General features: G+C 72.0%; 24 protein-coding genes. 8 read left to right on the top strand and 16 right to left on the bottom strand.

Features of this window, described 5'->3' with window-relative positions; all coding sequences use genetic code 11:
* Positions 1–25 precede the first annotated feature (25 nt).
* Genes dhaM through dhaK form a run of 3 tightly spaced genes read right to left on the bottom strand, consistent with a single transcriptional unit; the run spans position 26 to position 2102 of the window.
* Positions 26–400, bottom strand: coding sequence for a dihydroxyacetone kinase phosphoryl donor subunit DhaM (gene dhaM, locus ACWEJ6_RS22180; RefSeq protein ID WP_352358152.1), 375 nt, complete (start codon positions 398–400; stop codon positions 26–28).
* On the bottom strand, positions 400–1122 hold the full coding sequence (dhaL, locus tag ACWEJ6_RS22175) for a dihydroxyacetone kinase subunit DhaL (RefSeq protein WP_452425841.1): 723 nt from the start codon (positions 1120–1122) through the stop codon (positions 400–402). The genes dhaM and dhaL overlap by 1 nt, the downstream gene beginning before the upstream one ends.
* Complete coding sequence (gene dhaK / locus ACWEJ6_RS22170) at positions 1122–2102, bottom strand: dihydroxyacetone kinase subunit DhaK (RefSeq protein ID WP_387666739.1); 981 nt, start codon at positions 2100–2102, stop codon at positions 1122–1124. The genes dhaL and dhaK overlap by 1 nt, the downstream gene beginning before the upstream one ends.
* A 155-nt stretch (positions 2103–2257) precedes the next feature.
* On the opposite strand from dhaK, the gene ACWEJ6_RS22165 reads away from it, so the two are divergent.
* Positions 2258–3004 carry a lysophospholipid acyltransferase family protein gene (locus tag ACWEJ6_RS22165; RefSeq protein WP_352358146.1) on the top strand — a complete coding sequence of 249 codons (747 nt, stop codon included), beginning with the start codon at positions 2258–2260 and terminating at the stop codon, positions 3002–3004.
* Positions 3005–3029: 25 nt separating this feature from the next.
* Here ACWEJ6_RS22165 and ACWEJ6_RS22160 read toward each other — a convergent pair whose 3' ends face one another.
* Positions 3030–3836, bottom strand: a complete 807-nt coding sequence (locus ACWEJ6_RS22160) for a serine/threonine-protein kinase (protein ID WP_352358144.1) — start codon at positions 3834–3836, stop codon at positions 3030–3032.
* A gap of 56 nt (positions 3837–3892) precedes the next feature.
* Positions 3893–5146: an MFS transporter gene (locus tag ACWEJ6_RS22155; protein WP_452425838.1), complete on the bottom strand. Its 1254-nt coding sequence runs from the start codon at positions 5144–5146 to the stop codon at positions 3893–3895.
* 65 nt (positions 5147–5211) lie between these two features.
* On the opposite strand from ACWEJ6_RS22155, the gene ACWEJ6_RS22150 reads away from it, so the two are divergent.
* On the top strand, positions 5212–5817 hold the full coding sequence (locus ACWEJ6_RS22150) for an ArsR/SmtB family transcription factor (RefSeq protein ID WP_452425836.1): 606 nt from the start codon (positions 5212–5214) through the stop codon (positions 5815–5817).
* 58 nt (positions 5818–5875) lie between these two features.
* Here the strand turns inward: ACWEJ6_RS22150 and ACWEJ6_RS22145 are convergent, their stop codons facing one another.
* A complete protein-coding gene (locus ACWEJ6_RS22145; RefSeq protein ID WP_452425834.1) occupies positions 5876–6499 on the bottom strand; it encodes a DJ-1/PfpI family protein in 624 nt (207 codons plus the stop codon).
* A 4-nt stretch (positions 6500–6503) separates the two neighbouring features.
* Complete coding sequence (locus ACWEJ6_RS22140; RefSeq protein WP_364331016.1) at positions 6504–7466, bottom strand: GlxA family transcriptional regulator; 963 nt, start codon at positions 7464–7466, stop codon at positions 6504–6506.
* A 127-nt stretch (positions 7467–7593) separates the two neighbouring features.
* Here ACWEJ6_RS22140 and ACWEJ6_RS22135 point away from each other — a divergent pair, with 127 nt between their 5' ends.
* Both ACWEJ6_RS22135 and ACWEJ6_RS22130 read left to right on the top strand, forming a co-directional pair.
* Complete coding sequence (locus ACWEJ6_RS22135) at positions 7594–8046, top strand: helix-turn-helix domain-containing protein (protein WP_452425831.1); 453 nt, start codon at positions 7594–7596, stop codon at positions 8044–8046.
* 21 nt (positions 8047–8067) lie between these two features.
* Positions 8068–8646 (top strand): PIN domain-containing protein, encoded by a 579-nt coding sequence (locus tag ACWEJ6_RS22130; RefSeq protein ID WP_452425829.1) that lies wholly within the window; start codon positions 8068–8070, stop codon positions 8644–8646.
* 57 nt (positions 8647–8703) lie between these two features.
* On the opposite strand, the gene pruA is transcribed toward ACWEJ6_RS22130, so the two are convergent.
* Together pruA and ACWEJ6_RS22120 are read right to left on the bottom strand one after the other, a co-directional pair.
* On the bottom strand, positions 8704–10329 hold the full coding sequence (gene pruA, locus ACWEJ6_RS22125) for an L-glutamate gamma-semialdehyde dehydrogenase (RefSeq protein WP_358293699.1): 1626 nt from the start codon (positions 10327–10329) through the stop codon (positions 8704–8706).
* Positions 10330–11247, bottom strand: a complete 918-nt coding sequence (locus ACWEJ6_RS22120) for a proline dehydrogenase family protein (protein ID WP_352358126.1) — start codon at positions 11245–11247, stop codon at positions 10330–10332. It abuts the gene before it with no gap.
* Positions 11248–11323: 76 nt separating this feature from the next.
* On the opposite strand from ACWEJ6_RS22120, the gene ACWEJ6_RS22115 reads away from it, so the two are divergent.
* Positions 11324–12391, top strand: coding sequence for a PucR family transcriptional regulator (locus ACWEJ6_RS22115; RefSeq protein WP_358293696.1), 1068 nt, complete (start codon positions 11324–11326; stop codon positions 12389–12391).
* Here ACWEJ6_RS22115 and ACWEJ6_RS22110 read toward each other — a convergent pair.
* The 4 genes from ACWEJ6_RS22110 to ACWEJ6_RS22095 form a co-directional block, all read right to left on the bottom strand.
* Positions 12376–13098 (bottom strand): glycoside hydrolase family 16 protein, encoded by a 723-nt coding sequence (locus ACWEJ6_RS22110; RefSeq protein ID WP_387666763.1) that lies wholly within the window; start codon positions 13096–13098, stop codon positions 12376–12378. The two genes, ACWEJ6_RS22115 and ACWEJ6_RS22110, sit on opposite strands and share 16 nt — an antisense overlap.
* A gap of 22 nt (positions 13099–13120) precedes the next feature.
* The gene (locus ACWEJ6_RS22105; RefSeq protein WP_452425826.1) at positions 13121–14533 is read right to left on the bottom strand and encodes an AAA family ATPase; all 1413 of its coding nucleotides are present in this window, start codon (positions 14531–14533) and stop codon (positions 13121–13123) included.
* Between the two features lie 96 nt (positions 14534–14629).
* Complete coding sequence (locus ACWEJ6_RS22100; RefSeq protein ID WP_352358118.1) at positions 14630–15733, bottom strand: glycosyltransferase; 1104 nt, start codon at positions 15731–15733, stop codon at positions 14630–14632.
* Between the two features lie 106 nt (positions 15734–15839).
* Complete coding sequence (locus ACWEJ6_RS22095) at positions 15840–17672, bottom strand: SpoIIE family protein phosphatase (RefSeq protein WP_358293691.1); 1833 nt, start codon at positions 17670–17672, stop codon at positions 15840–15842.
* Between the two features lie 58 nt (positions 17673–17730).
* On the opposite strand from ACWEJ6_RS22095, the gene ACWEJ6_RS22090 reads away from it, so the two are divergent.
* Complete coding sequence (locus ACWEJ6_RS22090; RefSeq protein ID WP_352358114.1) at positions 17731–18453, top strand: ANTAR domain-containing response regulator; 723 nt, start codon at positions 17731–17733, stop codon at positions 18451–18453.
* 4 nt (positions 18454–18457) lie between these two features.
* Here the strand turns inward: ACWEJ6_RS22090 and ACWEJ6_RS22085 are convergent, their stop codons facing one another.
* Positions 18458–18814 (bottom strand): STAS domain-containing protein, encoded by a 357-nt coding sequence (locus ACWEJ6_RS22085; RefSeq protein ID WP_358294288.1) that lies wholly within the window; start codon positions 18812–18814, stop codon positions 18458–18460.
* Between the two features lie 175 nt (positions 18815–18989).
* On the opposite strand from ACWEJ6_RS22085, the gene ACWEJ6_RS22080 reads away from it, so the two are divergent.
* Both ACWEJ6_RS22080 and ACWEJ6_RS22075 read left to right on the top strand, forming a co-directional pair.
* On the top strand, positions 18990–19763 hold the full coding sequence (locus ACWEJ6_RS22080; RefSeq protein ID WP_352330971.1) for a SigB/SigF/SigG family RNA polymerase sigma factor: 774 nt from the start codon (positions 18990–18992) through the stop codon (positions 19761–19763).
* Between the two features lie 37 nt (positions 19764–19800).
* On the top strand, positions 19801–20214 hold the full coding sequence (locus ACWEJ6_RS22075) for an ATP-binding protein (RefSeq protein WP_352330973.1): 414 nt from the start codon (positions 19801–19803) through the stop codon (positions 20212–20214).
* A 254-nt stretch (positions 20215–20468) separates the two neighbouring features.
* Here ACWEJ6_RS22075 and ACWEJ6_RS22070 read toward each other — a convergent pair whose 3' ends face one another.
* Together ACWEJ6_RS22070 and ACWEJ6_RS22065 are read right to left on the bottom strand one after the other, a co-directional pair.
* Entirely contained in the window at positions 20469–20663 is a 195-nt protein-coding gene (locus tag ACWEJ6_RS22070; RefSeq protein WP_358293688.1) for a hypothetical protein, read from the bottom strand.
* A gap of 5 nt (positions 20664–20668) precedes the next feature.
* A complete protein-coding gene (locus ACWEJ6_RS22065; RefSeq protein WP_452425822.1) occupies positions 20669–21814 on the bottom strand; it encodes a hypothetical protein in 1146 nt (381 codons plus the stop codon).

Below are 21814 nucleotides of genomic sequence, written 5' to 3'. Positions count from 1 at the left end.
GGTTCGGGGCCAGGGTTCGGGGCGGTCAGAGTTTGCGGTAGGTGCGGGCCTCTTCGGCGGCGGCCAGCACCTCCGCCAGCGACCCGCCCGTGCACGCCGCCACGCACGCCGCCACCGCCCCCTCCACGAACGGCACGTCCGCGATCACCACCCGCCCGTCCTCCTCCAGCAGCCGGGCGGTCAGCACCGAGCTGCCGAGGTCGGGGATGATCAGCACGCCGTCGCCCCGGTCCACGCTGCGCACCGCCTGCTCGACGAGGTCGAAGCTGGTGCCCAGGCCGCCGTCCGCGGTGCCGCCGGCCGCCGCCACCGGCACGGGCTCCGCGGCGATCCCCAGGGCCAGCGCCGCCGTCTCGGCCGCCAGCCCGGCACTGTGCGAGACCAGCACCACCCCGACCATCAGCCCTCCGCCCGCCCCTGGCCCTCTGCCGGGCTCTGGCCCTCTCCGGGGGGCCGGCTCTCGGCCTGGTCCTGGTCCGCTGCCTGGTCCTGGCCCTCTGCGCGGTTCCGGGCCACTGTGGCCAGGGCGCGCATGATCAGGGCCGCCGAGGCGGCTCCGGGGTCCTCGTGGCCCACGCTGCGTTCGCCCAGGTAGCTGGCCCGGCCCTTGCGGGCCTGGAGGGGGATCGTCTCGCGCGCGCCCTCGGCCGCCGCGTCCGCCGCCCGTTCGAACGCCTCCAGCGCCCCGATGCCGTCCCGTACGGCCAGGGCCAGCGACCGGGAGGCCGGGACCAGCGCGTCCACCATGGTCTTGTCGCCCACGGCCGCCTTGCCCAGCCGTTCCAGCGCGACCACCCCCTCCTCGAACGCCGCCTCGAAGCGGGCCAGCGTCACCGGGGACTCCAGCGTCCGGCCCATCTGCCGGAACATCGACCCGTACAGCGGGCCGGAGGCGCCGCCGACACGGCGGATGAGGGCCGTGCCCGCGTCGGCCAGCACCTGCCCGGGGGAGCCCGGCGGCCGGTCGGCCAGCGCCTTGGCGACCTCGGTGAAGCCGCGGTCGAGGTTCGCGCCGTGGTCGGCGTCGCCGATGGCCGCGTCGAGGTCCGTCAGCCGTTCGCGGTCGCGGCGGACCAGCCGGGCCGCCTCGTCGAGCCAGTCGGCGAAGAAGCGGGTGTCCATCAACGCCCCCAGCGCAGCGCCGGCGTCTCGACGGGCGCGTCCCAGAGCCGGATGAGCGGGTCGTCGACCCGGCACACGGTGACCGAGAAGCCCTGCATGTCCAGGCTCGTCACGTAATTGCCGACGAGCGAGCGGGCCACCCGCGCGTCCTTGCCCTTCACGAACGCCGCGACCTCGGCGAACAGCACGTACAACTCCATGAGCGGGGTGCCGCCCATGCCGTTGACCATGACCAGCAGGTCGCCGCGGAGCGGCAGGTCGCTGTGCAGGGCCTCCATCGCGACGGCGGCCAGCTCGCGGGCCGAGGCCATCGGCACCCGCGTGCGGCCGGGCTCGCCGTGGATGCCGATGCCCAGCTCCACGTCCGTCTCGGGCAGGTCGAACGTCGGCTTGCCCGCCGACGGCGTCGTGCACGAGGTCAGCGCGATGCCGAAGGACCGGCTGCGCTCGTTCACCTCAGTGGCCACCCTGGCCACCTCGGTCAGCGGCGCGCCCTCCTCGGCCAGCGCGCCCGCGATCTTCTCCACGAACAGCGTCGCGCCCGTGCCGCGCCGCCCGGCCGTGTAGAGCGAGTTCTGGACGGCCACGTCGTCGTCGACCAGCACGGAGGCCACGTCGTTGTCCTCGGCCAGCTCGGCGGCCATCTCGAAGTTGAGCACGTCGCCGGTGTAGTTCTTGACGATGTGCAGCACCCCGGCGCCGCCGTCGACGGCCTTGGTGGCCTCGATGATCTGGTCGGGCACGGGCGAGGTGAAGATCTCGCCGGGGCAGGCGGCGTCCAGCATGCCGTGGCCGACGAACCCGGCGTGCAGGGGCTCGTGGCCCGAGCCGCCGCCCGACACCAGCCCCACCTTGCCGGGGCGCGGCCCCGCGGCCCGGTAGACCACGCGGTCCCGGACCCTCAGCTCGGGATGGGCCGCGGCCATGCCGTTCAGCGCGTCCTCCACCACGGAGTCGGCGGTGTTGATGAGCTTCTTCATGGTCAAAACATCTGCCCGTTCGCACGGGAGGGCAAGCGCCGCCGCGTGAACAGGGTTGATGTCCTACGATCTCGTGACCCGAGCCGATCCTTTCCGGGCGGGACCAGGTCTCCCGGGTGGCCTGCCGACCGGCGTGAGTAGGCTACCTTCTGCTCATGGCTGAGATTGTGTACCCGCCGGTGATCGCCGCCGCGCGGACCCTCTTTCGCGTGCTCGACTACCGCTTCCACATGGAGGGCACGGAGCACGTGCCGCGGACCGGGGGAGCGGTGCTGGTGAGCAATCACATCAGCTATCTCGACTTCATCTTCGCGGGGTTCGCCGCGGTGCCGTCCAAGCGGCTGGTGCGCTTCATGGCCAAGCAGGACGTCTTCGACCACCGCGTCTCCGGGCCGCTGATGCGCGGCATGCACCACATCCCGGTCGACCGCGGGGCCGGGGCCGGCTCGTACGCCACCGCGCTGCGCAAGCTCAAGGCCGGCGAGGTGGTGGGCGTCTTCGCCGAGGCCACGATCAGCCGCTCCTTCACCGTCAAGGAGATCAAGAACGGCGCGATCCGCATGGCCCAGGCCACCAACGTGCCGGTCATCCCGGTCGCCCTGTGGGGCAGCCAGCGGTTGTGGACGAAGGGCCGTCCCAAGCAGCTCACCCAGCGGCACGTGCCGATCACCATCCTGGTGGGCGAGCCGTTCCACCCCAAGCGCGGGGAGGACGTCAACCAGCACACCGTCGACCTGCACACGCGCCTGTCGGAGCTGGTCGACCGGGCGCAGCGCACCTATCCCGAGGTGCCGCCGGGCGTGTGGTGGCAGCCCGCGCACCTGGGCGGCACCGCGCCCACCCCCGAGGAGGCGGCCGCCATGGACGCCGCCGAGGCCGAGGCCCGCGCCCAGCGGGACTGAGCCCGCCTGAGCCCGCCTGAACCGGTCAGATGGCGGCCTGGTAGGCGCTGGCGCGCATGCCCGCCAGCAGGCCCGCCGTCTGCTCCGGCGTGTAGCGGCGCACCGGGTCGTGGTGGAGCAGCCCCTCGATGAGCGGGCGCATCACCCCGGCCCGCCGCGGCGGCGGGTACGGGCCGCTGCGGGCCATGCCGAGCACCGTGGCCGCGTCCTGCCCTGGGTAGGGCGGCTGGCCCTCGACGGCGCTGTAGAGCGTCGCGCCGAAGGACCACATGTCGGCCTCCTTGCTGGCCGGCCCGCCGTGCAGCCGCTCCGGGGCCATGAACGCGGGCGTGCCGCGCAGCCGCCGCGAGGTCGTCATGCGGATGTCGCCCTCGGCCGTGGCGATGCCGAAGTCGGTCAGCACCACGCGGTCGCCGGTCAGCATCACGTTCGCGGGCTTGACGTCGCGATGGAGCACGCCGGCCTTGTGCGCGGTGCGCAGCGCGGCGAGCAGGTGCTGGCCGATCGCCACCACCGACTGCGCGGGCAGCGTGCCCACCTGGGAGAGCAGCTGGTGGAGTGAGAGCCCGTGCAGGTACTCCATCACGATCCAGAGCTTGCCGCCCACTTCCATCAGGTCGTGGACCGTGACGATGTTGGGGTGCGTCAGGCCGGCCGCCATCCGGGCCTCACGCAGCACCCGGCGGCGAACCATCTCGGCCTCACCGGCCAGAGTCAGCTCCTTCAACGCCACCTCTCGGTGGAGGAGCCGATCGAACGCCCGCCAGACGACTCCCATACCCCCACGACCGGCCTCCTCGTTCAGGAGGTACCGTCCGCCGATCTCCCGCATACCATCCCCTCAAGCTCGGGGATAATCATGTCATCTCCGCACACGGCATAGGGTGCCTAACGTGATCTGGATATGTCGGGAAGTGTAGGTTCGCTGGTCAGCGCCGCAGAAATTCGCCCAGGCAGGGCGCGCCACACGAGCCCCACCGCCACCAGGCACAGCCCCGCGGCCCCGGCCAGGACGGCGGACAGCCCGAACAGATCGCCCGCCAAGCCGCCGAGCGCCGCGCCCACCGGCATGCCGCCCATGCCGACCAGCCGGTAGGCGGAGTTCACCCGTCCCAGCATCTCGCCGGGGATCAGCCGCTGGCGGATCGAGACGACCAGCACGTTGGCCGCCGCCCCCGTCACGCCCCACACCACCGCGACCGGGTACAGCGCCCACGGCGACGGCACGAGCATGGGGACGAGCAGCAGCAGGCTGCTGATCAGCCACGCCCCGACCAGCGTGCCGGCCTCGCCGATCAGCCGTGTGACCGGCCCGGTCAGCGGCGAGCCGAGCACCGCGCCGGCCGCGAACGCGGTCATCATGAGGCCGTAGCCGCTCGGGTCGAGACCGATGCGCGACCCGTCGCCGACGGCCCACAGGACGAAGACGGCGAAGTATCCGGCGTTGGCCAGGTTCAGCATGCCCGCGGAGATCGCCAGCCTGCGCAGCAGCCGGTGGGCCCACAGGTAGCGCAGCGCCTCGGCGATGTCGGCACGCAGCGGGCGGCGCGGCCGGGACGCGGCCGGAGCGGCCCGGAAGGAGCCGGCCATGCCGGTCAGCAGCAGGGCGGCGGCGGCGTAGAGGAGGGCGGGGGCGCCGAAGAGGGCGGCGGGCAGCAGGCCGGCGAGCAGCCCGGCCACCGGCGCGCCGACGAAGTCGTTGCCGACGGTCTGGACGCCGACGATCCGGGCGTTGGCCCTGGTGAGGTCGTCCTTGGAGACGGTCATGGGCAGGACGGACTGTGCCGAGGTGTCGGCGAAGACCTCGCTGACCCCGGCCGCGAAGATCACCGCGAGCAGCGTCCACAGGTTCAGCAGGCCCGCCGTCGCCAGCAGCGCCGCCACCGCCAGCACCGCCGTACGCGCGGCGTTGGCCAGCGTCATGATCCGGCGGCGGTCGACCCGGTCGGCCATCGCCCCCGCGTGCAGCGCCAGCAGCAGCCAGGGCGCGGTCGCGGCGGCCCCGGCCAGCGACACCAGCGTGGGGGAGCGGGTCATGAACACGGCCAGCAGCGGCGCGCCGACCCGCAGGACACCGTCGGCCAGGTTCGACAGCGCGGTGGACGACCACAGGAACCAGAAGGCCCGCCCGAGACGGTTCACGACTCACTCCGATAGTGTGTAAGGAAAAGTGTGCATAGATTCCTTTGCAAAGATAGGCTTGCACAGTGACAGACGGCAAGGGCTTTTCCGCCCGCACCCTCGACGCGAAGGCGCTGAAGTCGTTCGCGCACCCGCTGCGGCTGCGCATCTACGAGCTGCTCGACGAGCACGGCCCGGCCACCGCCACCGGCCTGGCCGGCCTGCTCGGGCAGAACACCGGGGCCACCAGCTACCACCTGCGCGAGCTGGCCCGCCACGGCATGATCGAGATCGCGCCCGAGCTGGGCCGGGGCAAGGAGAAGTACTGGCGGATCACGCCGGGCGGCTTCAGCTTCGGGCCGGCCAGGGACCACCCGGAGGAGGCCGACGCCCTGGAGTTCCTGCTGGACGACATGGTCCGGCAGCGCGGCGCGGAGCTGACCCGCTGGCGCGAGGGCTCGGCGCGGGCTCCCGAGGAATGGATGCAGGCCAGTGTGTTCGCCCGCCGCTCGCTGCGGCTCACCCCCGAGGAGACGGCCGACCTGCGCGACCGGGTGCTGAAGGTGCTGGACCGTTTCCGCCGCCTGTCGGACGGCAGGGACGCCCCCGCCGACGGCGCCCACGTCGTCGTGCACTTCGACGTCCTGCCGCTCGGTGCCACGGGCGACCCGCCCGCGCAGGACCGGTCCTGACCCCTGCGACGCGCGGCGCCCCCGTCCCGGGAGGGACGGGGGCGCCGTGGCCGGACGATCAGGAGATCAGGGTCATGGCCCGCTCGACGGTGCCCTCGGGCGCCTTGGCGGGCGAGCCCGCGTCGAACGGCGGCTGCGGGTCGTACTCGATCGCGAGCTGCACCGCCTGGGCCGTCTCGACGCCGTCGGCCTGGGCCAGCAGGGTCAGGGCCATGTCGATCCCGGCCGACACCCCGGCGGCCGTCACGATCTTGCCCTCGGTGACGACGCGCTCGCCCACCGGCTCGGCGCCGACGCCCGCCAGGCCGTCCAGCACCGCCCAGTGGGTGGTCGCGCGCACGCCCTTGAGCAGCCCCGCCGCGCCCAGCACGTACGAGCCGCTGCACACCGACGTCGTCCACCGCGTGTGCTCGTGGGCCTCGCGCAGCCAGCCGAGCAGCGCCTCGTCCGACATCGCCTCCATCGTGCCGGGCCCGCCGGGCACGAGCACCACGTCGGGACGCGGCAGGTCGGCGTAGGTGGCGGTGGCGGCGATCGACAGGGTGCCCTGGTCGTCGGTCACCGGCCCCACCTCCCCGGCGACGAACGTCACCGTGACGCCGGGCGCGAACGCCAGCACCGTGTAGGGGCCGACCGCGTCGAGAGCGGTGAAACGGGGATAAAGCGGGATTGCCACGTGCATGGTGTCATTTCTCCTTCGACTGGAATCTGCGGCGGTGCTCGCCCGGCGACACCCGCCAGTGGCGGCGGAAGACGCGGTAGAGGGTCTCCGGCGTGCCCAGGCCCGCCTCCCTGGCCACGGTCTCCAGGGGGTGCCCGGTGACCTCCAGGAGGCGCCTGGCGGCGTCGGCGCGGCTGCGTTCGACGTACCGGCCGGGTGGCAGGCCGGTCTGCTCGGTGAAGACGCGGGAGAAGTGCCGTTCGCTCATCCCGACGCGCCGGGCGAGCGCGGGCACGCTCAGGTCGGCGGCCGGGTTGGCGTCGATGTAGCCCTGCAGCTCCCGCAGGGGGAGGCTGCGCGGCGTCATGGCCCGCATCGGCGCGCTGAACTGGCTCTGCCCGCCCGGCCGGTGCAGGTAGACGACGAGCCCGCGGGCGACGTCGCGGGCCAGCTCGTGGCCGTGGTCCCTGGCCACCAGCGCGAGCGCGAGGTCCACGCCGGACAGCACGCCCGCCGAGGTCCACACGTTGCCGTCCTCGATGTAGAGCGGATCGGGGTCCACCTCGACGTCGGCGTAGCGGTGACGCAGGTCGTCGGCGGACAGCCAGTGGGTGGTGGCCCGGCGGCGGCCGAGCAGCCCGGCCTCGGCCAGCAGGAAGGCCCCGTTGCAGACCGAGGCCACCCGTCCCGCCCGCGCGGCCAGGGCGGCGACCGCCCCGACCAGCGCGCGGTCCTCCAGCTGCCGGGGCACCGACAGCCCGCCGGCCACCATGAGCGTGTCGATCGGCCCCGACACCTCGCCGAGCGCCCCCGCCATGACGGTGACCCCGTTCGACGCGCTCACCGCCCCCGCCGCCACACCGGCCACCTCGACCCGGTAACCCCGCCCCCGGGCGATCAGGTCGGCGGTCGCGAACACGTCCGCCGGCCCGGCCATGTCCAGCAACTGGAAGCCTGGGAAGACGACGATCACGATCCGTCGCTGCATGCCTTCATGCTGGTCGCGGCCCTGTGTTAGCGTCAATGACACAAACCTTGCACATTACGCCACCCGCTCCCGCCTCCTGGCGCAGGCGGGTTACACTTATTGCAGATATCGAGGGTCGGAGGTGGTCATGCCCCGCAGCGGCGTCCTGGCCGGCGCGACGCGCGTCGAAGCCGACAGCGGTGACCGCAAGCTGCTCGAACATCTGGAGGCGACGGCTGCCGCAGGGAACGCGTCGCTGGTGCTGCGCGGGCCGGACGGCACCGACCTCGTGCTGCCGCGCTCGTTGGTCAGGCTCCTGGTCGCCGCGGCGCACGACCTCGGCAAGGGACACGCCGTCTGGGCCCTGCCCGCCGAAGCCCTGTTGAGTCCCAACGAGGTCGCGGAGCTGCTCGGGCTGTCGCGTCCCTTCGTCGTGCGACTGCTGGACGAAGGCGAGATCCCCGCGCAACCTCTTCCAGGCAGCCGTCATCGTGTCGTTCGCCTGGAAGATGTCCTGGAGTTCCAGGATCGCCGGGAGCGTCGCGCCGAAGCCCGTCGCAGGATCATGGAGGTCGCCGAGGAGGCGGAACTACCCTACTGATCTCCCGAGGGATATTGGCTGATGGCGCGGGTCTTCGTCGACACCAACGTGCTGTTCCCGTTCTCGCTGATGGACCTCATGCTCGCGCTGACCGAGGACGCCGTGCACACGTGGGTCTGGAGCGATCACCTGCTCTCGGAATGGGAACGTGTCATCGTGCGCGAGCAGCACCGCTCCGCCCATGCGGCGGCGCGCATCGGGGAGGTGATCCGTGAGTTCTTCGCCGACAGCCGGGTCTCCGAGGACGACTACAAGCATCTGATCGATCAGATGGAGGGCCCCGACCTCGACGACCGCCATCACATGGCTGCCGCGACAGCGGGTCACGCCCGGACTCTGGTCACCTGGAACGTCACGGACTTCCCGGCGTCGTTCCTCGGCCGGCACGGGGTGCGCGTCAGCACTCCCGATGCGTACCTGTGCTCGCTGCTCAGCCGCAGTTCGCGTGAGGTGCTGGACGTGCCGGCCCGGATGGCGGCAGGGAAACGCCGTCCGCCCATGACCATCCATGACGTCCTCGCCGCGCTGGGCAGGGCAGGCGTTCCGGGCTTCGCCAGTGGCGCGGGAAGTCTCCTGACGATCGTAGAGGGCGGTTTCTGACGGAATTGGAGACGGCCGGCACCCCTGCAGGGGTGCCGGCCGTGGCTCTTGGGGGCGTCAGCCCATGTGGGGGTAGCGGTGGTCGGTCGGCGGGACGAAGGTCTCCTTGATCGTGCGGGCGTTCACCCAGCGGATCAGGTTGAAGATCGAGCCGGCCTTGTCGTTGGTGCCCGAGGCGCGCGCGCCGCCGAACGGCTGCTGGCCCACGACCGCGCCCGTCGGCTTGTCGTTGACGTAGAAGTTGCCCGCCGCGAAGCGCAGCCGCTCCGAGGCCGCGGCGATGGCGTACCGGTCCTGGGCGATGATCGAGCCGGTCAGCGCGTACGGGGCGATGCCCTCCATCTGGTCGAGCACCGTGTCGAAGTCGCGGTCCTCGTAGACGTGCACGCCCAGGATCGGCCCGAAGTACTCCTTGACGAAGATCTCGTCCGTCGGGTCGGCGCACTCCAGGATGGTCGGCTTGACGAAGTAGCCGACGCCGGAGTCGTAGGAGCCGGTGAGCACGTCGATGTTCGAGGCGGCCCGCGCCCGGTCGATGGCGTCCTTGTGCTTGGCGAAGGCCCGCTCGTCGATGACCGCGCCCATGAACGTCGACAGGTCGGCCGCCACGTCGCCCACGGTCAGCGACTCGGCCACGCCCACGAAGTCGTCACGCATGCGGTTCCACACCGAACGCGGCACGTACGCCCGCGAGGCCGCCGAGCACTTCTGGCCCTGGTACTCGAAGGCGCCCCTGACCAGCGCGGTCGAGAGCACCGCCGGGTCGGCCGACGGGTGGGCCAGCACGAAGTCCTTGCCGCCGGTCTCGCCCACCAGGCGCGGGTAGCCGTGGTAGGAGGCGATGTTGGCGCCGATCGTGCCCCACAGGTGCTGGAAGGTGGGGGTCGAGCCGGTGAAGTGCACGCCGGCCAGGGCCGGGTGCGTCATCGCGACCTCGGAGACGGCCTGCCCGTTGCCGGTGACCATGTTGATCACGCCCGGCGGCAGCCCGGCCGCCTCCAGCAGGCGCATCGTGTGGTGCGCGGCGAGCTGCTGCGTCGGCGACGGCTTCCAGACGACGACATTCCCCATCAAAGCGGCAGAAGTCGGCAAATTTCCGGCGATGGCGGTGAAGTTGAACGGCGTGATCGCCAGCACGAACCCCTCAAGGGGCCGGTACTCCATCCGGTTCCACACGCCGGGCGACGAGATCGGCTGGTCGGAGTAGAGCTGACGGGCGTAGGTCACGTTGAAGCGCAGGAAGTCGATCAGCTCGCAGGCCGCGTCGATCTCCGCCTGCTGCGCCGACTTCGACTGGCCCAGCACGGTGGCCGCGTTCAGCGTCTGGCGCCACGGACCGGCCAGCAGGTCGGCGGCCTTGAGGAAGACCGCGGCCCGCTCGTCGAAGGACAGCGCCCGCCAGGCGGGCGCCGCCCGCAGGGCGCTGTCGATGGCGTCCTGCACGTCCTGAGCCGTAGCGTCGTTGGTACGGCCCAGGACGGAGGCATGGTTGTGCGGCTGCACCACGTCGATGGGCGCGCCGCCGCCGAGCCGCTGCTCGCCGTCGATGGTCATGGTCAGGTCGACGGGGGAGCCGGCCAGCTCCTTGATGCGGTCCTCCAGTGCCGAACGCTCGGCGCTGCCCGGCGCGTAGCCGAGCACGGGCTCGTTCACGGGGACGGGGACGTTGCTGATGGCATCCATTTACTTACCCCCAAGGGCACGAAGGAAGAAGGCGACGTTGGCGGGGCGCTCGGCCAGCCGGCGCATGAAGTAGCCGTACCAGTCGTCGCCGTAGGGGACGTACACGCGGACCGTGTGGCCGGCCCCGGCCAGGGCCTCCTGCCGGTCGGTCCGGATCCCGTAGAGCATCTGGAACTCGTGGTCGCCGAGCGTGCGGCCGAAGCGGTCGGCGAGCAACTCGGTGATGGAGATCAGCCGGTCGTCGTGCGTGGCCACCATGGGGTAACCCTTCCCCGCCATGAGGATGCGCAGGCATCGCACGTACGCCTTGTCCACGGCCTGCTTGTCCTGGTGCGCGACCGAGGCGGGCTCGCGGTAGGCGCCCTTGACCAGCCGGACGCGCGAGCCCTCGTGGGCCAGGTCGCGGCAGTCGTCCTCGCTGCGGAACAGGTAGGCCTGGATCGCCACGCCGGTGGACGGGTAGTCCTCGCGCAGCTTGCGCAGGATGCCCAGCGTCGAGTCGACGGTGGTGTGGTCCTCCATGTCGAGCGTCACCGTCGAGCCGTTAGCCGCGGCGGCGGCGCAGATCTCGCGGGCGTGCTCCAGGGCCATGCCGTCGTCGAGCCGCTGCCCGACCGCCGACAACTTGACCGACACCTCGCCCCGGGTGCCGAGCTGGAGCGGCTTCAGCGCCTCCAGCAGCGTCACGTACGCCTGCGCCACGGTCTCGGCGGCGCGCGCGTCGCGCGTCTCCTCGCCGAGGTGGTCGACGGTCACGGCCAGGTTGGCGTCACGCAGCCGTTCGATGGCGTTCCGGGCCTCCTGGACGCTCTCGCCCGCGACGAACCGGTCCACCACCTTGCGGGTGAGCGGAAAGCCTGACACGGAACGGCGCACGACGCCGCTCCCGGAGGCGGCAAGGAGCAGTTGACCCAACATGCCTCAAGTCTAGAAAGCCCAGGTCAGAGGGGGCCATGAACGCGCGTAACGATCGATGTGGCAGGCTGTCATACAAATGCACAACACGTCCGACCTTCAGGAAATCGTCGACGAGATCGCCGCCACGCTCGGGGCGTCCGTGACGCTGGAGGACCGCTCGTTCCGGCTGCTCGCCTACGGCGCCCAGCACGGCGACATCGACACGGTCCGCCAGGAGTCGATCCTGCGCCGGCGCGCCACCGGCGAGGTGCGCGACTACTTCGAACGCTACGGCATCGCCAGGGCCGGCGGCCCGGTCAGGATCCCGGCCGACGCCGAGCTCAAGGTGCTGGCCCGGGTCTGCTGGCCGCTGCGCCACGGCGAGGTCACCTACGGCTACCTGTGGCTGCTGGACTCCGGCAGCCTCGCCGACGAGGCGCTGCGCCGCGTCGCGCCGCTGGTCGCCAGGGCCGCCGCGGCGCTCGCCCAGGAAGCCAGGAGCCGCCAGGACCTCGGCCGAGGCCTGCTCGCCCTGCTCTCCGCCGACCCCGAGGAACGCGCCGCGGCCTCCATCGAGGTCCCCGGCCCGGTCACCGCGGTCGCCGTGCGCGAGTCCAGCGAGCGCGTGGCCGCCCTCTGGACGCTCCCGCGCGGCGTGCTGGCCCGCACCGGCTCGCCCGTCGCCCTGCTGGCCCCCGCCCACCTGGCCGGAGAGGTCGCCCAGACCCTGCAGAGCGCGTACGGCACCGCCGCCGGCATCGGCGCCCCCAGGAACGACCCGGCCGAGGCGTGGCAGAGCTGGCGCGAGGCCCGCCAGGCGCTGCGCATCGCCGAGCACTTCCCCCGGCACGCCCCCATCGCCCGCTGGCAGGACCTGGGCGTGCACCGCCTGCTGGCCCGCCTCGGCCGCGCCGACCTGCGCGAGCTGGCCGCCGAGACCGCCGCCCTCGACGCCGAGCTGGCCCAGACGCTGGAGGTCTACCTCGATCTCGGCGGCCACGCCCAGAAGACGGCCGCCGAGCTGGGCGTCCACCGCCAGACCCTCTACTACCGCCTGGGCAAGGCCGAACGCCTCCTGCACCGGGACCTGTCCGACGGCGACGACCGGCTGACCGTGCACCTCGGGCTGAAGGCGGCCAGGCTGCTGCCTCAGGACGGCCGGTAGACCTTCACCCAGTCCACGTACATCGACACCGTCGCGGGGGTGGAGGAGTCGCGGCAGCGCGGCTCGCACACCACGTCGTTCTGCAGCGCCAGGCCCATGCGGTCGCCGTCGGGCACGTACGGGCCGCGGTAGTCCCACACCTTCCTGCCGTCGAGCCAGAACGTCAGCCGGCCGGGCAGCCAGTCCACGGCGGCGGTGTGCCAGCGGGTGAAGTCGGCCCGCAGCTGCCGTTGCGCCCGCCCGCGGCCGCCGTGCACGAAGATGCCGCCGCCCTGCCGGCGCGGGTCCACGATCTCGGCGAAGTCGACCTCGGCGTAACCGTCGCCCTCGCTCTGGGCGGTGGGCCACAGCAGCGCGACCGGCGTGTAGCCGTTGCCCGCCTCGGCCCTGAACCGCACCTCCCACCTGCCGTAGCGCTGGGTGAGCCGGGTGGCCACGCCGCCGGACAGGTCCTTGCCGCCGTACCGGCCGCCCTTGAGGCGCAGCATCCCGCCTGCGACCGTGGCGGCCCGGCCCGTACGGGGGTTACGGGCCGCGTCCGGCGAGTGGTAGACCATCCATTTGCCCGTGTCGACCGAGGAGCCGTCGAAGTTCTCGACGAGGACGGGCGCGCCCCACCTCGACGTCTCCGCCTGTGCGCTCTGGGGCAGGGCGAGGGCCGTGATCAGCGCCGCCACCGCCGCCCGCTTCGAACCGCGAGTAGCCATGCGGACCATCGAAGCAAAGATCTCACTCTGGTAACAAGGGCCCCTTCCGGACAGGTTGGGCGCCGCCCAGCATCGCCCTGGTCAGCTCCTCCCGGCCGCGCATCATCTCCTCCAGCGCCGCCGACAGGTGCTCCCGGCTCAGCGTCTCCGCCCCGCCGCCGGAACGCAGCGCCTCCAGCACGGCCCGGCGCAGCAGCTCCTTGAAGAACGAGGCGGTCATCCCCTCCGTACGGGCCACCAGCGGCTCCAGGTCGACCCCCGCCAGCAGGTCGCCGCCGTACAGGCGCAGCAGCGCGGCCCGCAGGCGCGCGTCCGGCTGCGGCACCTCGACGGCCAGGTCCACCCGGCCGGGCCGGTCGGCCAGCGCCTGCTCCAGCACCTCGGCGCGGTTCGTGGTGAGCACGAAGGTGACGTCGGCGTCCGCGCCGACGCCGTCCATGGCGTCGAACAGGGTGAACAGCAGCGGGCTGCCCTCCTCGGAGAAGCGGCGGTCGTGCGCGACGAGGTCGACGTCCTCGACGACCACGATGGCCGGCTGCAGGCGCCTGGCCAGGGCGGCCGCCTCGGAGACGAAGCGCAGTCCCGTACCGGCCATGACCACGACCGTCACGCCCGGCATGCGGCCCATCAGATAGCGGACGGTGTGCGTCTTGCCGGTGCCGGGCGGGCCGTGCAGCAGCAGGCCGCGCTTGAGGTGCTGGCCGCGGGCGCGCAGCACGTCGGCGTGCCTGGCGATGCCGACGACGTGCCGCTCGATCGTCTCCAGCACCCCTTCGGGCAGGATCACCTGCTCGGGGTCGATCGACGGCCGGGGCAGGAACGTCACCAGCTGGTTGCCCCGGTGCTCGGAGACGCCGAAGGTGAGGATCTGGCCGCGCAGCACGTCGTTCTCGCGCATCAGCCGTTCGATCTCCTGGCCGGCGGCGGTCGCGGCCGGGCGGGAGGCCCCGATCAGCTCCACCCGGCAGTCGTCCCTGCCGAACCGCTCGACCGCGCCGCGCACGCCGAGCACGAGCGGCTCGCCGCCGGGCGCGTGCGTCAGGACCAGCCCGAACGAGACCACCTCGGTCGTCTCCTCGGGGCCTACGGACACGGTGGTGTAGTCGACGGCGCCGACGCCGACCACCTCGGCGCGGGCGGACATGGCGATGATGTCGATGCTGTCGGCGTGCTCGCGCCCGGTCCCGGACACGCCGAACCACTCGGCGCCGCCCCGGGCCTCCAGGTACGCGTCGACGCCCCGCTGGAGGCTCGCGTGCTCCCAGTTCTTGAAGCTCCGCGTGACGCAGATGAGGTCCTCCAGCCCGCAGCCGAGGTGCGCGGTCACCCGGCGCACCAGCTCGGCGGGAGGCTGGGACTCGTCGATCATGGTGTGGGCGTCCTGCAGGAGCCGCCGCAGCGCGTGTGCCAGCGCACGTGCCTCACTGATCTCCATGGGCGTCACCCTGGCACACCGGGCCACGCCTGGGAACGGCGGGAGGCGGACGGCTTCCGCCGCCCGCCTCCCGCGCGGTCTCCGTCACGGTCTCCGTCAGGCGCAGGCCGACTCGTAGACGCGGACCAGTTCCTGGCTCACGCGCTCCCAGGAGTAGCGCGAGCGCGCCCGGTCGGCGCCGGCGTACCCGAGCGCGGTGCGCAGCGTCGGGTCGCACAGGATCTCGCGGGCCAGCCGCGCGGTGCGCGCCGGCCGGTCCGGCGGGACCAGCAGGCCGGTCACGCCGTCGATCACGGAGTCGAGGTGGGCGCCCACGGCCGAGGCGATCACCGGCACGCCGCAGGCCATGGCCTCCAGCGCGACGACGCCCGTCGCGGCCTCGCGCGGCACCGACACCACGGCGTCCGCGCTGCGCATGAGCTTCGGCACCGAGGCCCGCTTGACCTGCCCCAGCAGCGTCACCCGGTCGGCGACGCCGAGCTGCTCGGCCAGGGCGCGCAGCCGGCGCGCGTCCCTGTCGTCGTCCAGTTCCTCGGGCTCGGGGCCGCCGGCGATGACCAGCTCGACGTCCGTCAGCCCCTGCAGCGCCCGCACCGCCGTGTACGCCCCGCGCTCGGGGGACAGCGGTCCGACGTGCAGCAGCCGCTTGCGGGCGCCCTTGGTGGCGATCGCCCCGCGCCGCTGGAAACGCTCGGTGTCCACGCCGTGCGGCACGATCGCGATGTTCCCGCGCGGCACGCCCAGCCTGATCAACGCCGACTCCTCGTCGCCCGAGCCGGCGATGACCGCCTTGGCCCGGCGTCCGAGCGCCCGCTCCAGCTTCTGGTGCGCGGCGTCCACGGTGTGGAAGGTCTGCATGACCGGGACGTCCAACCCCTTGGCGCCCGCCACGGCGGCGAGCCCCCCGGTCCACGAGTGGGCGTGGATCACGTCCGGGCGCTCCTGGTTCCAGCGCTTCATGAGGTGCTCGCCCACGTCGTTCAGGTACGGCACGACGTCCTCGGGCGTGAGGTCCTTGGCCGGGCCCACGTCGATCTGCTCCAGAGTGACTCCCGGGGCCACCCGCGTCTTGGGCTTGCCCTCGGCGTCGTCACGGCGGGAGTAGATGGTGACGTGGTGTTCGCGGCCCAGCTCGCGCGCTACGGAGAGGATACGGTGGCGCTGGTTTCCCTTGGCGGACGCGACGATCGCAATATTCATGGCACACCTCAGCGTGGAAAAGCCTTCAAGGTGTGCCTGCGTCTTAGGCACGTTGTTCTACGGAAAGACAATACCCATGTTTAGCCGGATAGCAAACCCCCGCAGATCAGACACCCTTGAGGGCCAGGACGACGATCTCGTCCCACACCTGGCCGCCCGAGAAGGCGTGCCGGTCGGCCTCCACGGCCTTGACCACGGTGGCCGGTGACTGGCCCGCGCAACGGCCCAGCACGTCGGCCAGCCGCTCCTCGCCGTACGGCTCGCCGGCGTCGTTCCTGGAGGAGATCAGGCCCTCGGAGTAGAGCACCAGCGTCTCCCCGACGGAGACGGTCAGCTCCTGCACGCCCGTCTCGGCCTCGGGGGAGATGCCCATCGGCACGCCGCCGCCCGCCGCGAAGCGCACGTTGCCGTCGGGCTGCAGCAGCGCCGCCGGATGGTGACCGGCCGAGGAGAGCTGGATCGTCCGGCCCTTGACGAAGCCCACCACGGCCATCACGAACATGCCCGTGCCCTGCGCCACCAGAGCCTCGTTGACCTTGCGCATCACCAGGTCGGGATGGGACTCCCAGGTGCTGAGCACCCGCAGCCCGCCGCGCACCATCGCGCTGACCGAGGCCGCCTCCTCGCCCTTGCCCGCCGCGCCGCCCAGGGCGAACCCCCAGCCGCCCGCGACCGGGAACACGTCGTAGAACTCCGCGCCCACCGACGCACCCGGATGGTAGACCGCCGACGCCTCGTAGCCGGGCACGTCGGGCAGGTTGCGCGGGGCCACGCTGGCCGACAGCGCGTCGGCGGCCCGCGAACGGCTCTGGAAGCTCGACTGGGCGCGCACGGCCAGGCCGAGCTGCATCCCGACGTCCTGCAGCACGCCCAGGTCGGCCAGCGAGAACGGCGGCCGGTCGTGCGTGCGCACCAGCGTCAGCACGCCGTCGGACTGCCCGATCGGCACCGACAGCAGCGAGCCGGCGCCCATCGCGGTCAGCAGCGGCCCGTCGGCGGTGAAGCCGAGCAGCGACTCGTCGTCGACCATCTCGTGCACCACGCCCGAGCCGCGCTCCAGCACCTGCATCACCACCTGGCTGCCGGCCGGGTCGGCCGACTCCACCAGCCGCACCAGGTCGCCCAGCGGATGGTTCTTCGGCGCCACCACCACCGAACGCCGCGGCAGCCCGTCGCGCACCAGGTCGGCGATCACCCAGTCGGCCCACTCGGCCGCCAGCAGGCGCGTCGTGCGCGGCAGCGCCACCGGGCGCAGCAGCGCCTCCTCGTCCAGCAGCAGCCCGCCGACCCTGGCCAGCAGGTCCTGCCGTTTGGACGCGGCCAGCAGCAGCGCCCCGTCGGACTGCTCGGGCCGCCGCCCGCCGGGCTCGGGGAGCTGCACCTCGGTGGGCAGCGCCACGGCCGCCACCATCTGCTGCGGCTCGCCCGGCATCGTCACCCGCGTCAGCGCGAGCTGCACGGTGTGCGTCCGCCCCTGGTGCGCCAGCCGCGTCTCGAACGCCGACGGCTGCCCGGTCTGCAGCACCGAGTTCAGGTGCGAGCGGAACGCCGCCCGTCTGGAGACGTCCACCAGCAGCGGGAACGACCGCCCCACCAGGTAGCCGTCGGGACTGCCGAGCACCCGCGAGGTCTCCGGGTTGATCCGCCGGACCACCCCGCCGCCGTCGAGCACGATCACCGGCACCGGGAAGGCCCGGAACACCTGGCGCAGCAGCTTCAGCTCCCGCTGGGTGCCGTCCTTCTTGCTCGCGGCGCGCTTGGGCGCCTTGCGCAGCGCCTCGCGCGCCTCGGCGAGCAACTCGGCGGCGGTGTCCAGTTCGGCCAGGGCCGCGTCGAGCGTGGGCGCGAGGTCGGTAGGGTAGGCGGTCCTCGCCTCACGCAAGGACGACACGCGTCCCGCCAGCGCGTCCAGAGCGTGTTCGAGGTCCGGCATGGTCATCCTTTGACGCTACGCCACCGGGGATAACGGTAGCCATAAGGGGTAGGGGCTTCTTGCTATGGAATCGACCGCGATGATCACTCCCGGGCTCGCCCGAGACCTGGCGGCGCTGGGGCGACTGGGTGAGGACACCTCCACGGAGAGCGTGTTGCGCGGCCTGACCACGGCGCTGGCGGCCGGTGTGCCCGGGTGCTCGGGCGGCTCGGCCGAACACTGGCGCGACCAGCGGGTGCTGGTCTCCGGCTCGCACAGCGAGCTGATCATGCTGGTCGAGGGCGAACGCGAACTCGGTGAGGGACCGTCCCTGGAGGCCCGCCAGAGCGGCGCCCGCGCGAGCGTGAGCGACGTGCTGAGCGACAGCCGCTGGCCCCGCTACAACGCACTGGCGACCCGCTGGGGGGTGCGTTCGGTACTGATCGTGCCCATCGAGGTGGCGCCGGCGCAGCTCATCGTCGGACTCTACTCCGTGCGGCCGGGTGCCTTCTCCCCGCAGGCCGCCCACTCGCTGGCCGACATGCTGACCGAGCAGGTCGGGGTGGCCATGGCGAACATGTGGGAGTTCGAGGAGGTGCGCACCGACGCCGCCCAGCTCCAGGAGGCCCTGGCCGGCCGGTCGGTCATCGACCAGGCCAAGGGCATCATCATGCAGACCAGCGGATGCACGGCCGAGGCCGCCTTCGAGGAGCTGCGCAGGATCTCGCAGCACCATCAGGTCAAGGTGGCCGATCTGGCCAGGCTGCTGGTGGAGGAGCACCAGCGCAAGTCGACGCGTCGCTCATAGGACCTCAGCCGATGGCGGCCAGGGCGTCGTCGAGCGTGTCGTACAGCGGCAGACGCTGGGCCAGCCCGGTGATCCACATCACCTTCGACTTGGAGTACTCCACGCCGACCAGCGCGAACTTCGCACGTGAGGCCAGGCTCGTCTGCCAGTGATGGACGATCAGCCCGAGTGCTCGCGAATCCATGAACGTCACCCCGGCCAGATCGAGTATCAGGTCGGCTCCGGCCAGCGACAGGTAGTCGGCGAACTGCTCACGCGTCGTGGCGTCGAGCACACCGTCGACCTTGACGACGGTGATCTCGCCGACGGGCGATGACGTCAGGCTCAGGGCGGCCACGGGCCCCTCGCCGTTTTCGGGCATTGTCACGAAGCAACCCTACTGTCACCACGCGACCGAGGAATACTTCCCGCGGCAGGGGGGAGACTGGGACCGAAGTCCAGCAGAGGGCTTCCGTCTCGAGAGTAGAGCGAGGCGTGCCTCTGCCTGGGCTTTTCTGCTGGCGGAGGCCGCCCTGCGACCCATATGAGGAGCAGCGATGGCTGTGCAGGAGTACGTCCTCGAGGAGATGACCGCGGAAGAACTCCTGGCTGAGATGGTCAGGGAAGACACACCCGACAGCCACAGGGAGCGGCTGCGCGAGCGCATCGTGGAGATGCACCGGCCGCTGGCCATGGAGATCGCCAGGCGTTACCGATACCGGGGCGAACCTCTGGAGGACCTCCTCCAGGCCGCGTACGTCGGCCTGATGAAGGCCGTCAACGGCTTCGACCCGACCCTCGGCCACGCCTTCAGGGGCTACGCGGTCGTCACGATGACCGGTGAGGTCAAGCGGCACTTCCGCGACCGCACCTGGGCCATCCGGGTCCCGCGTCTCTACCAGGAGCGACGGTCCGAGCTCAACCGGCTCGTCGCCGACCTCAGCCAGGACCTCGGCAGGTCCCCGACCGTGGCCGAGCTGGCCGCGAAGATGAACATCTCGGAGGAGGACGTCCTGCTCACCCTCGACGCCTCGGCCGCGTACAGCACGCTGTCGCTCGACGCGCCGCTCGGCACCGACGACGACGCGGCCTCGCTCGGCGACGTCATCCCCGAGGACGACGACACGCTGAGCACCATGGTCGACCGCGAGGCCGTCAAGCCGCTCATCGACGCGCTGCCCAGCCGCGAGAAGCACATCCTGCTGCTGCGCTTCTTCGGCAACATGACGCAGGCCGAGATCGCCGCCGAGTTCGGCATCTCGCAGATGCACGTCTCACGGATTCTCCGTAAGGTACTCGACCAGCTCCGCAGTGAGCTGCTGGTCGGTTAGCCGCTGGCCGGCTGGTGAGAGAAAGGCGAGTCGCCGGGTGAACGAGGACGTCGAGCCTCAGTCGGGCTACACGAGCCCGCCACCCGGCGTGCCCGTGAAGGAGCTGCGCTTCCGCCTGCCGGACCTGCCGGAGGTCCGGCAGTTCGCCGAGGACGAGGCCCGCGCCGTGGGGATGCCCGAGGAGGCGGTCGGCGACTTCGTCATCGCGGTCAACGAGGTGGCGACCAACGCGGTCACGCACGGGGCCGACCGGGCGGCCATGCGGACCTGGGTGATCAGCGGGGACCTGGTGGTCGAGGTGCACGACGAGGGCTTCTGGAAGCCGGGGCCGCTGCCGGGGGCGGTGGGGGGGATGGGGTTGTGGGTGGCGCGGCTGCTGTCCTCTGATTTCACGTTGCGGGTGGGGAGCGGGGGGAGCACCGTGATCATGAGGTTTCCCGGTAAGGGGTGATCCTCGGGGAAGCCGGCTTCGGCGCCTGGCCCGGGTGCGCTGGGCCTGTCTTCGCCGATCTTGAGGTCGACTTTTCTTCACGTCGTGCTGGCCCGGGTGTTTAGCGATTTTTCTAGATATTTAGCGCTATTTAGTTCTTTGTGGTGTTTGAGGTGGTTGGGGTGGAAGGCCGGTCGGCCTCCCACCCTGACCGGCGTTCAGCGGCTGCTCAGCGGCTGCTCAGCGCCTGGCTCGGCGGCTGGTCGGTAGCCTGCTCAGCGGCGGCTGCGGCCACGCCAGTGGCCGGTCCCGCCGCGGATGCTCGCCGTGCCGACGCCTGCCTGATGCAGGGCCAGCAAGGTCAGCCCCAGCAGGACGAACGTCATGCCGGAGATCCCGCCGATCTTCACACCCACGAGGTCGAGCAGGAAGCCCAACCCGAAGATGATCGCTGCGACGACTGCGAGCATGCCGATCACCTCCTCGTTTCAGCGGACAGATTGTGCGTGGACAGCGCGAGCAGCCGCTCCAGGACGTTGCGGTAGTCGCGGAACGCCTGACGCAGGTCCTCGGTGTCGGGGGAGTCGACGTCCTTCCAGCGTTCGCGCAGAGCGCCGGTGCGGCTGGTGAGGGAGTTGGTCAGCGACTCCACCACCTCGCCGACCAGGCCGTCGGCGCGCTGGATCGCCTCGGCGGGGTCGTCCACGAAGGACGCCTGGACGTCCCGCCAGCGGGCCTGCACCTCGGCGGGGTCCTGGTCGAACAGGGCGACCTCCAGAGGGGCCGCGTGCGAGGGGACGTCATCGACCGGAGCGCCCTCGACGGGCGCTCCCTGGACGGGCGCCCCTTCTAGGGGAGCCCCCTCGACCGGCCGCCCGCCCTCGCCGAACTCACCGTCGGTGCGACGGTGGTCGGTGAGACCGCTGTGGCTCGCCAGCCCGTCGCGGGCCGCCCCAGCTGGGGTCAGGTTGTCACGCGCCAGATCGTCGCGCGCGAGATCGTCGTCGTCCCGCTCGCCGTGCACCAGGACGTCGTCCTGGGCTCGCCCGTCATGGGCCAGTTCGTCGTGGGGCCGGTCGCCGTGCACCGACCTGTCCTCGGACGGGTCGCCGTGCACCAGCACGTCGTCGGACCGGTCACTTTGGACCAGCACATCATCGGACCGATCGCTGTGCACGAGCACGTCGTCGGACCGGTCGTCGTGGCGTGCCCCGGGGCCGGACAGCACGTCCCGGGAGGTCTCGTGCCCGGGCGTCTCGTCGGCGGGGACGCCGGCGTGAGCGGGGTCGGGGTCGGGGGAGCGGTGGTCGGCACCGTGTCCCAGAGGGGTCTCGCGGTGCGGCTCGGTCGACAGGTCGCCGACGTCGCCGGTGCTCGCGTAGGGGTCCTTGTAGGACGGCTCGTCGTCATGATCCCGGTCGGGGACCGCGGGGGCGTACCCGTGGCTCGCCGAAGTGTGACCGGCGTCGTTCGGGTAGCCGCCGTCGTGCCGCCCGGTGGTGTCGTCGTAACGGTCGCCGGACCCGTCGGTGAGGTCCCTGTGCTCGCCGTCCCTGCCGGCCTCGTCCGACCGCTGCGACGGCACCTTGAGCTCGTCCTCACTCCTTCTGCTGCTGCTCAT

It is taken from the genome of Nonomuraea sp. NPDC004702 (assembly GCF_053601695.1).
Note: the sequence above shows the minus strand (reverse complement) of the source record. Positions and strands in the feature narration are given on the sequence as shown.

Coding starts and splice junctions, on each gene's coding strand:
- ACWEJ6_RS22160 (WP_352358144.1), bottom strand. CDS start 3,836: ATGCGGGAGATCGGCGGACGGTACCTCCTGAACGAGGAGGCCGGTCGT.
- ACWEJ6_RS22080 (WP_352330971.1), top strand. CDS start 18,990: ATGGCTGTGCAGGAGTACGTCCTCGAGGAGATGACCGCGGAAGAACTC.
- ACWEJ6_RS22130 (WP_452425829.1), top strand. CDS start 8,068: ATGGCGCGGGTCTTCGTCGACACCAACGTGCTGTTCCCGTTCTCGCTG.
- ACWEJ6_RS22115 (WP_358293696.1), top strand. CDS start 11,324: ATGCACAACACGTCCGACCTTCAGGAAATCGTCGACGAGATCGCCGCC.
- ACWEJ6_RS22095 (WP_358293691.1), bottom strand. CDS start 17,672: ATGACCATGCCGGACCTCGAACACGCTCTGGACGCGCTGGCGGGACGC.
- dhaK (WP_387666739.1), bottom strand. CDS start 2,102: ATGAAGAAGCTCATCAACACCGCCGACTCCGTGGTGGAGGACGCGCTG.
- ACWEJ6_RS22090 (WP_352358114.1), top strand. CDS start 17,731: ATGGAATCGACCGCGATGATCACTCCCGGGCTCGCCCGAGACCTGGCG.
- ACWEJ6_RS22065 (WP_452425822.1), bottom strand. CDS start 21,814: ATGAGCAGCAGCAGAAGGAGTGAGGACGAGCTCAAGGTGCCGTCGCAG.
- ACWEJ6_RS22105 (WP_452425826.1), bottom strand. CDS start 14,533: ATGGAGATCAGTGAGGCACGTGCGCTGGCACACGCGCTGCGGCGGCTC.
- ACWEJ6_RS22100 (WP_352358118.1), bottom strand. CDS start 15,733: ATGAATATTGCGATCGTCGCGTCCGCCAAGGGAAACCAGCGCCACCGT.
- ACWEJ6_RS22070 (WP_358293688.1), bottom strand. CDS start 20,663: ATGCTCGCAGTCGTCGCAGCGATCATCTTCGGGTTGGGCTTCCTGCTC.
- dhaM (WP_352358152.1), bottom strand. CDS start 400: ATGGTCGGGGTGGTGCTGGTCTCGCACAGTGCCGGGCTGGCGGCCGAG.
- ACWEJ6_RS22085 (WP_358294288.1), bottom strand. CDS start 18,814: ATGCCCGAAAACGGCGAGGGGCCCGTGGCCGCCCTGAGCCTGACGTCA.
- ACWEJ6_RS22110 (WP_387666763.1), bottom strand. CDS start 13,098: ATGGCTACTCGCGGTTCGAAGCGGGCGGCGGTGGCGGCGCTGATCACG.
- ACWEJ6_RS22145 (WP_452425834.1), bottom strand. CDS start 6,499: ATGCACGTGGCAATCCCGCTTTATCCCCGTTTCACCGCTCTCGACGCG.
- ACWEJ6_RS22120 (WP_352358126.1), bottom strand. CDS start 11,247: ATGTTGGGTCAACTGCTCCTTGCCGCCTCCGGGAGCGGCGTCGTGCGC.
- pruA (WP_358293699.1), bottom strand. CDS start 10,329: ATGGATGCCATCAGCAACGTCCCCGTCCCCGTGAACGAGCCCGTGCTC.
- ACWEJ6_RS22140 (WP_364331016.1), bottom strand. CDS start 7,466: ATGCAGCGACGGATCGTGATCGTCGTCTTCCCAGGCTTCCAGTTGCTG.
- ACWEJ6_RS22165 (WP_352358146.1), top strand. CDS start 2,258: ATGGCTGAGATTGTGTACCCGCCGGTGATCGCCGCCGCGCGGACCCTC.
- ACWEJ6_RS22135 (WP_452425831.1), top strand. CDS start 7,594: ATGCCCCGCAGCGGCGTCCTGGCCGGCGCGACGCGCGTCGAAGCCGAC.
- dhaL (WP_452425841.1), bottom strand. CDS start 1,122: ATGGACACCCGCTTCTTCGCCGACTGGCTCGACGAGGCGGCCCGGCTG.